Source organism: bacterium (genome assembly GCA_035380285.1).
Taxonomy (GTDB): Bacteria; Auribacterota; Erginobacteria; order Erginobacterales; family DAOSXE01; genus DAOSXE01.
In genome coordinates, this window is the sequence record DAOSXE010000041.1 from 1 (window position 1) to 14,535 (window position 14,535).

Consider the following 14,535-nt stretch of genomic DNA (forward strand, 5'->3'; position numbering starts at 1 on the left):
GCGGTCGGGGTGGTCGACGGCGTCGGAGTAACCGAGGGGGTGGGGGTGACGGACGGAGTCGGAGTGGCCGAAGGCGTGGCGGTCGGGGTGGTCGACGGCGTCGGAGTAACCGAGGGGGTGGGGGTGACGGACGCAGTCGGGGTCACCGATGGTGTGGTCGATGGGGTGGGAGTAACGGACGGGGTTGGAGTACCCGAGGGGGAAGGAGTGGCGGACGGAGTCGGGGTCGCCGAAGAGGTCGGAGTAACCGACGGCGTCGGGGTTACGGTGGGGGGCGCGGTAGGGGGAGGAGTAGGGGTGGAGCTGGGGGTCGGGGTGGGCGAGGTCCCCGTGTTCTGGGTTAGTTTGGAGATGAAGGTATCGTAGTAGGTTTGGATGGAAGGCTGATAGGGATTGACCGTGGGGAAATTGTTGGACGCGCACCGGCCGGTGACGGTGACGCTCCCGGGAGCGTTCGGGTGCAGGGCGATGCCGTAGCCCATATCGTCCAGTCCCCCGCCCAGGTAGGTCGAGTAGTAGACGTTCGAACCGGTGGAGTTGAACTTGGTGACGAAAACGTCGGCGCTGCCCGCATCGTTCGAAGCCTGGTAGGGGTAGAACGTGGGAAAGTCGTAGGAGCGGGTATACCCGGTGACGTACACGTTCTGGGACGGATCGATGGTTATCGCCTGCCCGATGTCCTCGTCGTCCCCCCCCAGAAACGTCGAGTAGACCAGGGAGGAACCGGTGGACGAGAGCTTGGTTACGAAGACGTCGTTCGTACCCCCGGTCGGCGCGGTCTGGAACGCTCCGGCGGTGGTGGGGAAGAGCACCGCTCCGTTGGTGCTCTGGGTGTCGCCGACCACGTAGGCCGCCCCGGCCGTGTCGATGGCCAGGCCGTAGCCGGTATCGTCGGCGTCGCCGCCCCAGATGCTCGAATAGATCAGGGAGGACCCGTTGGGGGCGAACTTGAGGGCGTAGATGTCGCTGCCCCCGGCAATGGACGCCTGGTAGGAGTTCAGGGTGGGGAAATCGGTGCTCCGGGTATAGCCGGCCACGTAGATGTTCTCGTCCGCGTCGATTTTGATGCCGTACCCTTCCTCATAAGAATAATACCCCCCGAAATAGGTGGAGAACTCGATGGAGGTACCGGCGGCGCTCATGATGGTGATGAAGATGTCGTAATTCCCGGCCAGGGAAGGCTGATAGGGGTTCACGGTGGGGAAATTGGTGGAGACCGTGTACCCGGAGACATAGGCGCGGTCGTCGGTCCCGATCTCGATGCAGCGGGCCAGCTCGTTCGAGACCCCTCCCAGGTAGGTCGAGTAGACGAGGGAGGAACCGGTGGAGGAGAACTTGGTGACGAAGACGTCGGCGCTCCCGGCGCGGGACGCCTGGTAGGGGTTGACCGTGGGGAAGTCGATCGCCATCGTGTATCCCACGAGGTAGGCGCATCCGGAAGAGTCGATATCCATGCCGTAGCAGTAATCGTTGCTGTTCGTTCCGCCCAGGTAGGTCGAGTAGATGAGACTCGAACCGGAGGAGGAGAGCTTGGCCAGGTAGGCGTCGTAGGTCCCGTTGTAGGAGGATTGGTAGGGGTCCACGGTGGGGAAGTTGGTGGAGTTGGTGTAGCCTCCGATGTAGGCCTCGCCGGACGAATCGACGACGACGGAATATCCGACGTCCTCGTTGCTCGAACCGCCCAGGTAGGTCGAATAGTCAAGAGTGACGTTCTGGGCCGGAAGGGGAGATGGTATGAGGCAGGAAAAGGCGATGCCCGTCAAAATGCATGCCGTCAAGCCGGTCTTGTTCATGTGAACTCCTCGTACGCGGTGCGCGCGCGCAACCAAAAAAAAATACATATAACGCCCCGTATGATTATATTTTATATATGCCTGCCGCAATCAAGTTAAAAAGCGACAAAATGCCCCGGAAAAGAAAAGCCGGAGCCTGCATGAACTCACGCGCCTGTCGCCCCGGCCGGCCCCGAGCACCCGGGGCCGGCCCGGTGGAGAGAAGCGGATCGGATGGGACGGGATGACGGGTCGCGGCAAAACAATCCTGATGCCGGCGGCGATCGTCGTCCTTTCCCTCTGCCTCTATGCCCCCGGCCTCCGCAACGAATTCACCTTCGACGACTTTCCGGAAATCGTCGACAATCCCCTGATCAGGGACCTGGACTGGGGGGCGCTCTGGCAGGCCTATCTCCCCGGTCCGGGAAAGGTCCGCCCGCCGGGGAGATTTTTCCCGCTCCTCACCTTCTCGGTCAACTACGCCGTCGCCGGGACGGAGCCGTTCGGGTACCACCTGGTCAATATCCTGCTCAACGGCGGCGTCTGCCTGCTCGTCTACCTGGTGGGGCTGGAACTGTTCCCGGGTGAATACCGGCTGTCGTTCCTTACGGCTTTATTGTTCGCCTCGCATCCGGTTCACTCCGAAGTAGTGGCGGCGGCGGTGGGGCGGTCCGAACTTCTCTCCAGTTTCTGTTTCCTCTCCGCCGTCCTGTTGTATTGGCGAAACACCAGGGGTGAACGGGCCGGCTGGTCGGCGGGCTATTGGTTTTCGGTCCCGCTTCTGCTGATCGGCATCCTTTCCAAGGCGACGGCCTGGACGCTTCCCCTGGTCGCGGCCGTTTTCGACGCGTACCGTTTCCGGCCCGCTCCGGGCCGGCCCCGGCGGGAGTATCTCCCGGTCTTTGTCTACCGGCTGAAGAAATTCTATCTCCCCTACTGCCTGGTCCCGGCGGTTATTCTCGGTTTGACGGCGGGGATGCTGCCCGCCCGGGAAGAGATGGGCTCCAACTATCTGGTCGTCCTTCCCTTCGGGGGGCGGCTCGCCGCCGCCCTGGGTATCCTGGCCCGTTACCTCTGCCTGCTGGTCTGGCCTTTCCGCTTGAGCGCCGATTACGGCTACAGCCACCTCTCCGCCGCGCCTTCCTGGCTTCGGGCCGCCCTGGCCGCCGGGGGGGCGGCCGCCATCGCGGGAGGGGGAGCCCTGGCCTGGGCTTCGCTGAAACGGAAAGGGCGATATTTCCTGGCGGTCTTCATCTTCGCCGTCAATTACCTGATAATCTCCAACCTTTTCTTCCTCATTAACGTCTCCATGGCGGAGCGGCTGATCTACATGGCTTCGTGGGGGTTCTGCCTGGCCGCGGCCCTGGCCCTGGAGAGCGGATTCCGAAGATTCGGCCGCGGGGGGAGGGCCTGCCTCCTGGTTCTGGTATCCGCCGTTCTCCTCGCCTATTCCCTTCGCGTTCTGACCAGGAACCGGGACTGGCGGGACAACTTCACGCTCTTCGCCGCCGCCCACCGCGTCTGCCCGACCAGCTGCCGGGTCAACTACAACCTGGGGCTGGAATACTCCCGGAGAGGGATGCCGGACCGGGCGATTTTTCATTACGGGGAAGCCGTACGCGTTCTCCCCTGGAACCCGCTCTACCGGCTCAACCTGGGCGAGGCCTACGCCCGGAAGGGGGATATGGGGAAGGCGGTGGAGCAATTCGAAGAAGTCGTACGCCTGGAGCCGGAGGAGCCCGGGGGTTACATCAACCTGGCGGCCGCCTGCAACCGGATGGGCCTGGCGGACCGGGCGATCGGGTCTCTTCTCATCGCCCGGAGACTCGCCCCGGACGACTGGCGCGTCTATTCCAACCTGGGGGACTCCTTCCGACTCCGGCGGGAATTAGCCCGGGCGGAGCGCGCGTACGAAACTTCGCTGCGCGGCCATCCGGACGACTGGCAGGCGTGGAACAAGCTGGGAGCGGTCAAGCTCGGGTTGGAGAAACCGCGGGAGGCGGTCGCCTGCTTCCGCCGGGCGATAGACTGTTTCCCGGAATGCAAAGAAGCCTATAATAATCTCGGGCTTCTGTACGCTCTGTCGGGAGAAGCCGAGGAAGCTGCCCGGGCCTACCGGAAAGCCCTGGCGATAGATCCCGGTTTTGAAAAAGCCAAAAACAACCTGAACCGGCTCCTGGGCCGATGACGCCGGCAGCGCGGCGCGGGACGCTCCCCGGCCCGGGGTGAATTAAATTTTGAGCCGCGTCCGACAGTAGTTGAAAGATGACACGAGACGCTCAAGGTGGACCCGATATCTCCGTGATCGTGGCGGTGGGGAGGGAGGATTTCAGCCGCTGCCTGGCTTCCCTCCTCGATCAGGACTTTTCCCGTGATCGTTACGAGGTCATCCTGGCCTCCGACCGGGGGGCGGGGTTGCCGCCGTCCGCCGGAGCCGTGGTCGTGCCCGTCGCCGGGGAAAATCCCTCCGTGAAGAGGAACGCAGGGGCCCGCCGGGCCCGGGGCAGGATTCTGGCCTTCATCGATGACGATGCCTGGGCCCGGCGGGACTGGCTGGCGAACGGATTCCGGTTTTTAAAAGAGTACCCCGGGGCCGCCGGGGTCGGGGGCCCCCGACTGCTGCCTCCCGGCGCTTCGTTCCGCCAGCGGGCCACCGACATCATCGCCCATTCCCGGTTCTTCGGCAACGGGCACGGAAACTGGCGGGAGATGAACGTCAAAAACAAGGTTCCCCACGGAATGATAAATTCCTGCAATTACTTCATCCGCCGTGAGCTTTTTCTGGAACTGGGGGGGTATAACGAAGCCATCGGATACGGCGGCGAGGACACCGAATTCGTCTACCGGGCGGTTACCGAAGGCGGCTGCCTCTTCGGATACACCTGGGACATCGTCGTCTTTCACCCCCCCCGGGACCTGGGGTGGGAACTGATCAGGCAGCGCTTCCGCTACCGGGTCCAGAACGGGAAGATGCTCTGGGTCCATCCCGGGATCTATCTCTCCCGATGGACCTTCAGCGCCGGGTTTTTCGGCATCAGCCTGTTTCTCGCGGCCTCGGCGCTGAAGCCGATCGTCTTCCCTCTCGGCCTGATCGTCTACTTTTTCTGCGCCGGGCTGGTTTCCCTGAAATACGCCCGCTACGATCCGCGTTTCGTCCTGGTGCTACCCCCCGCGTTTTTCATTCACCACGTCATCTATTACCTCGCCATCTGGAAAGGGATCCTGACCGGGCTCTTCCAGCGTTCATCGATCCGAAAGATCAGGGATTTCAAGCATACCCGGTAGGGTCGCGGGATGAAGAGCGCGGGACACAGTGTGCGGGATTTTCACCCGGCTCCGAGCCGGCGTTCGTCGCGCCCCGCCTTCCGCATCTTCATTCTGGCCGTGGTGCCCGCGCTGGCGTTGGCCTGCGGCCGGCGGCACGGCCGGGAAGAAGATCGGCCCAACCTTCTTCTGATCTCGGTCGATACCCTCCGGGCCGACCGGTTGGGATCCTACGGTTATCGGCGGGATACGTCCCCCCATATCGACGGACTGGCGGCAGAAGGGGTGCTGTTTCTCAACGCCTTCTCCGCCTCTTGCAAGACCACCCCCTCCCACATGACCATTCTGACCGGATTGTTCCCCCGGGTCCACAATGTCTACATGTGGAAGATGGGCGCCGACGGGACCTTTCGGGGCGCTACGCTTTCCGGGAGCATACCCACCCTGGCCGAAATCCTGAAGGGTTACGGCTATAGCAATGTCGCCTTCACCGGGGGCGCCAACGTGGCCGGAAGGATAGGTTTCGATCGCGGTTTCGATATCTACGACGAAAACGGCGATACCGGCGCCGCCTGTCGTTGGCTGGAGAAAAACGCGGGGAAGCAATTCTTCCTCTTCTACCACACCTACTATACTCACGACCCCTATCTCCCTCCGCCTCCCTACGACACCAGGTACGATCCGGGCTATTCCGGGGAGATTCCCTCCCGGCGGGAGATACTGGAACGGACCGGGACCCGGGAAGGAGAAAAGTGGCACGGCATCTGGCAGGCGATGCACGATATGTTCTGGTCGAAGGTGAACCTTGACGACCCCGCCGACCGCCGCCATCTGAGCGCTCTTTATGACGGGGCGATCGATTACGTCGACAACGAGTTGATCCGGGACCTGCTGGGCGCCCTGAAAAAGACCGGAACACTGGACAAGACCCTGATCGTCTTCACTTCCGACCACGGCGAGGAATTTCTGGAACACGGGCGTCTGGAGCATAACAGCCTGTACCGGGAGGTAACCCGGATTCCCCTGATCATGCGCCTTCCCGGCCGGCTTCCGCCCGCCCGGCGGGTCGAGGAACTGGTCCGGACCGTCGATATTCTGCCCACCATTCTCGATATTCTCGACATCCCCCTCGACCGCCCCGTTCAGGGGGCCAGTCTCCTCCCCCTGATGGCCGGAGGGAGGGGACCGGAACTGACGGCCTATGCCGACTTCGACGATTATCCGCCGCCCGTGATCGAGTCGATCCGCTCCGGCCCCTGGTTTTTGCTGATGGACCAGAGGCTTCCGGCCCGGGAGATCCGGGGAGAAGCGGAGGGCCCGGATTTCGTCTCGCTCTACAACATCGAAAACGACCCCCAGGAGACGGACGACGTCTCGGTCCGTTATCCGGAAGTGGCGGAGGAGCTGATGAACCGACTTCGGGCCGTGCGGATGGAAAGTTCCCGCCGGCGCGCCGAGGAAGACCTCCGCCAGGTTCCGGGCGAGATGGATATCGAAAACATGGAGAGACTGAAAGCTCTGGGATATTTGTGATGCCGGATACGGGATGTACGCTTCCGGGGAGTCTCGCGGTATGACTTTGGAGATTTCATCCGAATTCGAGATGCATGCGAAAGGGGCGCGGATCATATGAAAAAATATCTCTGGAAACTGAGGCACGGGGCCGAGGACGACTGCGCCCGGCAGGTCCGCGCTTTTCTGGAGAAGGTCCCCGGGGCCGATTACCTGGACTGCGGCTGCTCCGGAGGCGCCAAAAGCCTCGCGCTGGCCGGAGCGATCGGGACGGACCGCGTCTCCGGGGTGGAGATAGACGGGGAGTCGGCAGCGCGGGCGCAGGCCGCCGGGATCGCCGTCACCCGCTCCGATCTCAACCGGGAGCTTCCCCTCCCCGACGGGGCTTTCGACGCGGTTACCGCCCTGGAGGTGATCGAGCACCTCCACCGCCCCGACTGTTTTCTGAGGGAGCTCCGGCGCCTGTTGCGGCCGGGCGGATACGCGGTTCTCGCCACCGAGAACCTCTCCAGCTGGCACAATATCTTCGCCCTCGTCTTCGGCTGGCAGCCGTTCTCTCTGGCCCAGTTCAGCGAGGTTCGGGCCGCGATCGGCAACCCCTGGGGGCTGGACCGGGGAGAGGATTGGAACCCGGCCCTGACCCGTCCCTCCTACCGGCACTGCCTGGTCCTGAGCTACCGGGGTCTGAAAGAACTTTTTCAGGGGCACGGATTCGAGGTGGAAGGAATCAAGGGGGCCGGCTATTACCCGCTCCCGCCCGCCGCCGGCCGCCGGGCGGCGGCTCTCGACCCCCGCCACAGCGCCTTTCTCACGTTCAAAATCAGAAAAAAACCCGGTGACGAATAAGCTGAAAGTTCTGCGGCTGGCCTACCGTCTGTACTTCCGCACCGCGCCCCCGCTCGCCCGGGCCTCCTGCGGTCTGCGTCTTCTCCGCCACCGCCTGTTCGGGGTTTCGGCGCCGATCTCGATCATGATCGGACTCACCTACCGCTGCCAATGCCGCTGCGCCCACTGCGGCATGGAGCTGTACCGGAACGACGGAGCCGTCGAGCTCTCCCTCGAAGAAGTCGAAACGGTGCTGGCGCAGGCGCGCCGGCTGGGGGTGGTCGAGATCACGCTTTTCGGGGGAGAGCCGCTGCTGCGGGAAGACCTGGAGGAAATCGTCGCCCGGGCCCGGAGCTTGCGGATGCTCCCCTCCCTGGACACCAACGGCCTGCTCCTTTCCCGGGGGAAGATCGAGAGCCTGAAGACCGCCGGCCTGGTCGCGCTCAAAGTCAGCCTCGACAGCCCCGATCCCGCCGAACACGACCGCTTGCGGGGGGTGGAGGGCTGTTTCGAGCAAGCCGCGGCGGGGTTGCGGCAGGCGGTGGAGGCGGGGCTGCCGTGCGTCATCTCCACGTACGCCACCCGGGAGAACCTCCGCTCCGGCGCCCTGCGGAGTCTGATCGGGTTGGGAAAAAACCTGGGGGTGACGGCGGTGCGGATTATCGACACCACGCTTTCCGGCTGTTTTCTCCACGCGCTTCCCCTCCGGCTTACTCCCCCGGAACGGCAGGCGCTGGCGGCCCTGCTGGAACCGGGTTTCGTGTTTCTGGAGAACCTGGCCTCCGGCCGCCCCCGCTCCCACCCCGTCTGCTCGGCCCTGGCCCGGCGGTATGTCTATATTTCCCCCTACGGCGATCTTCAACCCTGCTGTTTCGTGCCCTTCAGCTTCGGCAACGTCCGCCGCGACTCCCTGGGCGAAATTCTGGACCGGCTCTGGAGCAGCTCCCTGATGGAGTACGATTCCGGCCGGTGCTTGATGAACAGCCGCCGGTTCCGGGAAAGACACCTCGCCCGGATCGGCTCGGCCGCGCAACTCCCCCTCGAATTCCAGGAAGAGAAAGACCGGGACCCTAAAGGATGAAGCCGACGGGATCGAGTTATCCTGCCCCTTTGCCGACGCCATGAAAGTCCATATCGCCACCACCTCCAACTGCGTCGGGCGCCAGCTGGACGCGACCCGGCTGAAAGAGTACTTCCGGGCCAACGGTTGGGCCCCGGTCGATTCGGCCTCGTCCGCCGACCTGATCGTCGCCGTCACCTGCGCCTTCACCCCGGAAGCCGCGGCCGCCTCCCTGGAGATGGTGAAGCGTTTCCGCGGCGGGAAGAACAGGCTGATCGTGGCCGGCTGCTTGCCCGAGATCGACCCCGCCGGCCTCTCCGCGGTCTTCTCGGGGAGCACCGTCCCCACGCATTCCCTGGAGAGGTTCGACGATCTTTTCCCGGAATTCGAAATCGGGTTTCGACGGATCCCCGCCGCCAACCGGACGACCGCGTCCGCGCGCTTCCCCTCCGCCGGTCCCGGCCTGTACTGGAGGAAATTCCGCCGCTACCCCGATCTGGCCGTGAAGATGTTCCTGAAAAAAAGGGCGATCGACGGCGAAAGGGAAGGACGGTACCACATCCGCGTCAGCGGGGGGTGCGATCAAGCCTGCAGTTACTGCGTGCTCGCCCCCGCTATCGGAAGACTGAAAAGCAAACCGATCGAATCCTGCCGCCGGGAACTGCTCCGGGGGTTGCGGGAGGGCTTCACCGATTTTGTTTTGGACGCCGACGACCTGGGGGCGTACGGCCCGGACATCGGTTCCGACTTTCCGGAATTGCTCCGGGCCCTGCTTTCAGTCCCGGGCGGCCAGCGGTTGGACCTGCGGGCGCTCAATCCGGTCTGGCTGGTACGTTACCGGGACGACCTCGCCCGGTGGGCGCGGGCGCGCCGGTTGAGCGGGTTGTGCTGCTGCCTCCAGTCCGGCAGCGCCAGGATCTTGAGCTTGATGAACCGCTATCCGGACGTGGGCGAAATACTCTCGGCCCTGGGTCAGATCAGGGTAGCGGACCCGGAAATCTTTCTGTCCGCCTACGTCATCGCCGGTTTCCCTTCCGAAACCGCCGCGGAATTCGAGGAGACGGTCGCGGCGGTGGACCAGGCGGCCTTCGACCGGGTGATCGTCTTCCCTTATCAGGACGACGGGAAATCCGCGGCTTCCGCCCTGGAAGGGAAAGTCGGCCGGCCGGTGATCGCGAAAAGGACGCGCCTGATCTACCGGGCCCTGAAACGCCGGGGGGTGGAGGCGATCTGTGTTTGATTTCGATCCGACAAAGGGGTTGCGCGCGGGGATGGAGGAATACCTCCGGGAAATGAACCGGGCGCGTCTCGGCCCTCCTCCCCGGTCCGCCTTGGCGGCCGGAGCCGGATTGGAATTTTTTTCTCTTCCGGCGCACCTGGCCCTGACGGCCCCCCCCTATGTCGCTCTCGGCGCTTATCTCCGGCGGCGAGGGAACCTTTCCCGGGGTATTCTGGACCTGGGCTGCGGCTGCGGAGGGGGGACGTGCTTTCTGAAAAGGCGGTCGCCCCGAGGAACGTTCGTGGCCGGGTTGGACCTTCTCCGGCCGCTCCTCGCCCGCGCCGCGGGGGCATGCCCCCCGGGGCCGGCGTTTCTGGCCGCGACGGCCGTCGCGCTTCCTTTCCCGGAGGGGGCTTTTTCCCTGGTCTCTTCGGTTTTTTCTCTCGTCCATCATTTGGACGCGCCCGCGCTGAAAGCCGTTTTCCGGGAAGCGGCCCGGGTCCTGGAACCCGGCGGGATCTTCGTCTTCACCACCCCCAACCGCGGTCTCTCCCAGGAACTCTACCACCCCAACCGCGGCGACGCCCCGTCCCTGCGCTTCAGCCGCCTCAACCGCCGCGAGTTCGCCCCGGAAGGGTTGCGGTCGTTTCTCGACGGCCTGGTCGAAAGCCCGGAGGGGCTCTTCGACGGCTATGCCCTGTACGGACTGTTCAATCCGGTGTTTCAACCGGTCTGGGAGGAAACGGTCCGGGAGATGGGAAGGAAGCGTTTCGGCGGGAACCGTTTGACCGCCGCGTCGGCGGCCCTGGCCCGTTATGTGCTCACGCCGAGTTCCCGAACCCGGTATTTTCTGAGCCGTCTGAACGAAAACGCCGCGAAAATGAAGGCGTCGCCGGCCGCGATCGCCTCCTCCGCCGCGTTCGGGCCGGTGGGGGCCGGTGACGGCGCGCTCCATTTCCTGGCGGCGCTGAGGAAGGGGGAGGGGCCGTGACGGTCTGCAAGAAATGCCTGGTCAGTTCCCGCGACTCCGGGGTCGAACTGGACGGGGAGGGGCTCTGCCGGCTCTGCCGGTCGGCCCGTTCCGGTTCCCGGCCTGCGCCCCCCCCCGAACTGGTCGACCGCTGCCTGCGGGATTTCGAAGAGACCGTGGCCGGGGTCAGGGGCCGTTTCGCCTACGATGGGCTGATCTGCCTGAGCGGGGGGAAGGACAGCTCCTACCTGGCCTTTCTCCTCCGGGAAAAGTACGGGCTGAAGCTGCTGGGCTTCAACCTCCGGACCGGCTTCGAGGCCCCCGGGGCCGGGGCCAACCTCGAGCGGGTGATCCGGAAACTGGGCATCGAGCTGGATCGTTTTGTCTGGCCGGCCGATTTCAGCCGCCGCTTCTACCGCTATTTTTTCGGGCGCCCCCTTCGGGAAGGCCTGACCGCCACGGTCTGCCGGGCCTGCCAGCTGGCTTTGCTCGGGGCCGCGGTGCAAGCCGCCCGCCGGCGAAGCATCCCCCTCGTCTTCGTCGGCTATTCGCCCTTCCAGACCGCGGAAAAGTGGTTCTACGAGATCGAAAAAGCCACTCTCGACGCCCACTACCGCGCCTTCGACGGTTTCTGGGAGCAGCCGGGCCTTTCCCCGGGGTTCAAAAAGAATTTTTATCCACTCGGGGATGAGGCGGCAGGGGGGGAAGGGGGCTCCTTTCCCCGGGTCCTGATCCCCCTTCACGTCTGCGGTTGCCCCTCGGAAAAGCGGGTACGGGAAAAACTCGCCGAACTGGGGCTCCTCGCCGCGAAAAAAACCCTCCCCCGCCGTACCAAGTGCCGTCTGGTCTGGCTCTCGGCGTATCTCGATACCGTTCATTTCGACGATTACCCGTTCCGGGAACTGGTCAGCGAAAAGATCCGGGTGGGCGAAGCCTCCCGGCGGAGATACCTGGCGGCCGGCGCGATCTTCACCTGGCTCTGCCGCCACCGTCTCTTCCGGAAGAGGCTGATCCGCAAGACCCTGGCCGAACTGGGGTTGGACGAGGCCGAGGCGCTGGCATGCCTCGGGAAAGCCCGGAAGTCCGATCGCGGGTACCGGGATATCTTCCGGATTCGTCCGGACCGGGAAATCCTCCCCGGTCCGGAAGGGGAGGCGCGGCCGTGAAGCGGGTCCAGTACGACCGGATCGCCGACCGCTACCTCCGGGTCGACCCGGATCCGATTCACCGCTACGCGGTCGTTCCCACGGTTCTCGAAATGGCGGGGGACGTCGCCGGCCGCGCGGCGATCGACCTCGCCTGCGGCAGCGGCATGTTCTGCCGGCTGTTGAAGGAGAGGGGGGCCCGGCGGGTGGTGGGGATCGACATCTCCTCCCGGCAGATCGCCCTGGCCCGGGCGGAGAACCGCGAGCGGGGGATCGAGTACCGGGAAATGTCCGCCGATGCGGCGGATGGGAAATTCGGGCCGGAGTTCGATCTGGCCACCGCCGTGTTCCTGCTCCACTACTCGGAGTCGGAGGCCAAACTGCGCCGGATGGTGGGGGCGATCTTTCGGATCCTGAAACCGGGCGGCCGTTTCGCGGGGATCGTCCAGAACCCCGATTTGCAGTTCTTCGAGGGGGTGCGTTACCGGCGCCGGTTCCGCCGGCCCGGGGGCGGACCGGTCCGGGACGGGGAGAAGGTCTTCCTGGAGATCCACGGGGACAAGGGGAAGCTCTGCGAATTCTACTACTTCCACTGGTCCCGGAAGGTCTACGAGGCCGCGTTCGCCGCCGCCGGGTTTCCCGGCCTCGACTGGGTCCCCCTCCGGGTGGACCCCGCCGGGAACCCCGGGTACGGCCGGGACGTCTTGGAGCCGTTCGAGAAAAATCCCAACCTGATCGGCTTGACGGCGGTGAAGGCCCCGGAGCGCTGAGGGGTGAAAGCCGCGGGCCGCAGGTTTCGGGAGCCGGGCGCCCGGCTTCAGGTCTTCAGGCCGAGGTTGTAGTATTCGCAGAAGGAAACCCGTTTCTCCAGGCCCGGGTTGAAGGAAGGGTAGGGGCAGAACTCCCGCACCATCTCCTCGTCGTAGTTTTCCGGGTAGTACATGCACTGGAACTGGAGCCAGTAATACCCGGGGGGGATGAAGGTGTCGGCCAGCTCTTTCCGTCCCGGGATGAAGCGCCGGGCCAGCGGACGGGAAAATCCCATCCGGAAAAGATCGCCGGCGAACCGCCGGAGGAAGAAGCGCCGGGCCCGGCCGGGATCGCCGGGCAGCATCTCCCGGAAACGCCGGACGATCCCGTCCCATTTTTCCAGGTCGAAACCGTCCTCCCGGCGGTCCGAACGAGGCATCAGGACCGTCTGGGAGTTGAAGCAGTGGTAGATCCGGCGCACGGCCCGGGAGATGAGGTTGATCTTCAGGGCCGTGAACAGTTCGTCCGGGGAGGAGAAGACGGCGCTGGAGGCGACGACCGCGTCCCAGAGTTCGTCGGCCAGGTATTCGTTTTCCCGTCCGAATCCCCGGCTTCCCCGGTGCATATACCCCATGACGTTGATCTTGAAAAGCTCGGGGCGGCTCCGGGTCAAGGCCAGGATGCCGGGGAGCTGGTCGTCGTTGACCCCCCGGGCGCAGACGAAGAAAATGATGAGCTTGAGCCCGGCCCGGCGGACGTTTTCAAGTACTTTCTCCCGCTGCCCCAGCAGCGGTTCGCCCCGCATCGTTTCGTAGATGCCGTCGCTGTCGGTCGTGTCGAACCAGGGGGCGACGGCATAGAGACCGCGGTCCGCCAGCGACTGCAGATATTCGAGGTCGTCCAGGCGCCGGGCGTTGGTGACCATGACCGGGAAATTCCCGGAAGCGCGGATCATGGCGACGATCTCCCCCAGGTCGTCGCGGACGGTCGACTCCCCCCCGGTCAGCTTGAAGTTGATTCCCCGGCCCCGCAGCGGCTTCAGCTTTTCCCGTATTTCCGCCAGGGGCATTTCCGGGGGCATCACCCGTCCCTCGTCCGCGGCGAAGCAGATCGGACAGGACATGTTGCAGCGCAGGGTGGTGGTGAAGGCGCAGGATTCGATCCTGTCCCGCCGATAGGGGAAATGCTCCGCCAAGAGCCGGTACAGTTCCATCAGCTCCCGGTAATACCGGGGGTACTTCCCGATCCGGGAGCGGAAATGCCCGTGTTCGGGGCAGTCCTTTTCCATATAGACGGAGCCGTCCGCTTCGACCACGTCCGCGGGCAGCCGCCGGCGGCAGACGGGGCAGAGGCTGACGGTCTTCCTGATCGGAGTCGAGTTCATCCTCCGGGCAGTATAACCCCGCCGTGCCCCGTTGGGCAAAAATCATGCCCCCGCCTTTTCCTCAATGAGTCCACAGATTCCACAGATGGGGAGGAACGCAAAGAGCAAAGAGCATAGGGCATAGAGTAATCCCCCTGAACCCTGAACCCTGAACCCTTATCGCACCTGATTACTCTGATTAACTCTGAAAGGGAAAGAATTCAGAATACAGAATTCAGTATTCAGGAGCCCCCCGCCTCGGCCCCCTGGAGATCTTTGCACCTGATTACTCTGATTAACTCTGATTGGGGAAGGGGGAGAGGGTTCAGGGTTCAGGCCCCTGCCTTGGCCCTTGGAGATTATTGCACCTGTGAAAAGCATAGGGCATGGAGCATAGAGACAGTATTCAGTATTCAGTAGCCCCCAACCTCACCCCCCAATTAGGTCCACCTACCCGCCGGCCGGCAGGCCTGTGGACTGATCCGCTCCCGTCTTTCCTGAACCCCGAACCCTAAAGGGCCCGTGGCGGAGAGGTTTTCCCTATGCTCTCTGCTCCATGCTCTCTGCTTCCCTCCCCCTCAGGGGTTGGTGACCGGCTGGTCGGTGGAGGCGCCGTAGTAGGGGGCGCTCACCCCCCGGATCAGCCACTTTCCCG

11 protein-coding genes are annotated in these 14,535 nt (G+C 64.3%); 9 read left to right on the plus strand and 2 right to left on the minus strand.

All coding sequences use genetic code 11. The annotated features are described in order from the left end of the window. On the minus strand, positions 1-1,793 hold a 1,793-nt coding region (locus PLZ73_11610), incomplete at its 3' end, for an SBBP repeat-containing protein (protein ID HOO78518.1). 223 nt (positions 1,794-2,016) lie between these two features. On the opposite strand from PLZ73_11610, the gene PLZ73_11615 reads away from it, so the two are divergent. The 9 genes from PLZ73_11615 to PLZ73_11655 all read left to right on the plus strand — a co-directional run bounded on the left by PLZ73_11615 (position 2,017) and on the right by PLZ73_11655 (position 12,537). Further along, entirely contained in the window at positions 2,017-3,960 is a 1,944-nt protein-coding gene (locus tag PLZ73_11615) for a tetratricopeptide repeat protein (protein HOO78519.1), read from the plus strand. Between the two features lie 77 nt (positions 3,961-4,037). Continuing rightward, positions 4,038-5,057 carry a glycosyltransferase gene (locus PLZ73_11620; protein HOO78520.1) on the plus strand — a complete coding sequence of 340 codons (1,020 nt, stop codon included), beginning with the start codon at positions 4,038-4,040 and terminating at the stop codon, positions 5,055-5,057. Between the two features lie 9 nt (positions 5,058-5,066). Further along, a complete protein-coding gene (locus tag PLZ73_11625; GenBank protein HOO78521.1) occupies positions 5,067-6,569 on the plus strand; it encodes a sulfatase in 1,503 nt (500 codons plus the stop codon). 96 nt (positions 6,570-6,665) lie between these two features. Continuing rightward, positions 6,666-7,394 (plus strand): methyltransferase domain-containing protein, encoded by a 729-nt coding sequence (locus PLZ73_11630; GenBank protein ID HOO78522.1) that lies wholly within the window; start codon positions 6,666-6,668, stop codon positions 7,392-7,394. After that, positions 7,384-8,454 (plus strand): radical SAM protein, encoded by a 1,071-nt coding sequence (locus PLZ73_11635; protein ID HOO78523.1) that lies wholly within the window; start codon positions 7,384-7,386, stop codon positions 8,452-8,454. Before PLZ73_11630 ends, PLZ73_11635 begins: the two co-directional genes overlap by 11 nt. Before the next feature lie 40 nt (positions 8,455-8,494). Next, on the plus strand, positions 8,495-9,673 hold the full coding sequence (locus tag PLZ73_11640) for a radical SAM protein (GenBank protein HOO78524.1): 1,179 nt from the start codon (positions 8,495-8,497) through the stop codon (positions 9,671-9,673). After that, a complete protein-coding gene (locus tag PLZ73_11645; protein HOO78525.1) occupies positions 9,666-10,643 on the plus strand; it encodes a class I SAM-dependent methyltransferase in 978 nt (325 codons plus the stop codon). Before PLZ73_11640 ends, PLZ73_11645 begins: the two co-directional genes overlap by 8 nt. Continuing rightward, positions 10,640-11,788 (plus strand): hypothetical protein, encoded by a 1,149-nt coding sequence (locus PLZ73_11650; GenBank protein ID HOO78526.1) that lies wholly within the window; start codon positions 10,640-10,642, stop codon positions 11,786-11,788. Before PLZ73_11645 ends, PLZ73_11650 begins: the two co-directional genes overlap by 4 nt. Beyond that, positions 11,785-12,537: a class I SAM-dependent methyltransferase gene (locus tag PLZ73_11655; GenBank protein HOO78527.1), complete on the plus strand. Its 753-nt coding sequence runs from the start codon at positions 11,785-11,787 to the stop codon at positions 12,535-12,537. The genes PLZ73_11650 and PLZ73_11655 overlap by 4 nt, the downstream gene beginning before the upstream one ends. 47 nt (positions 12,538-12,584) lie before the next feature. Here PLZ73_11655 and PLZ73_11660 read toward each other — a convergent pair whose 3' ends face one another. After that, positions 12,585-13,901 carry a radical SAM protein gene (locus PLZ73_11660; GenBank protein ID HOO78528.1) on the minus strand — a complete coding sequence of 439 codons (1,317 nt, stop codon included), beginning with the start codon at positions 13,899-13,901 and terminating at the stop codon, positions 12,585-12,587. Between the last annotated feature and the right edge of the window lie 634 nt (positions 13,902-14,535).